This is a genomic window from Paenibacillus sp. FSL R5-0490, assembly GCF_001956215.1.
Classification (GTDB): domain Bacteria; phylum Bacillota; class Bacilli; order Bacillales; family Cytobacillaceae; genus Cytobacillus.
In genome coordinates this window covers 1-322 of sequence record NZ_MRTQ01000070.1, presented here as the reverse complement: position 1 = coordinate 322, position 322 = coordinate 1, and the positions used below count along the sequence as shown (strand labels likewise).

Sequence of the window (322 nt, the reverse complement as noted above, 5' to 3'; positions counted from 1 at the left end):
ACTCGGTTATTGCTTCTTCATAATCATTATCTAGTTTTCAAAGAACGAATTCATTGAGAGATTGAACTCTCAAAACTGAACGAACAAAGGACGTCACGTTTCTTGTAATGTCTAGCTTCGGCTCCTAGCTTCTCGGCCGTTTCGATCCGCTCCTCCAAACCCAAAACCAGGGTTTGAATGATCGGCTCTCCAACGTCTGTCGAAGCTGATCAGTCGCCTCCGCCTTTCATAATATTCCTTAGAAAGGAGGTGATCCAGCCGCACCTTCCGATACGGCTACCTTGTTACGACTTCACCCCAATCATCTGTCCCACCTTAGGCG

The 322-nt window shown here is 46.9% G+C and carries 1 rRNA gene; it reads right to left on the bottom strand.

Going from position 1 to position 322, the window contains the following annotated elements:
* Window positions 1–242: 242 nt before the first annotated feature.
* Window positions 243–322 (bottom strand): 16S ribosomal RNA (locus tag BK139_RS23510); the annotation flags it as partial.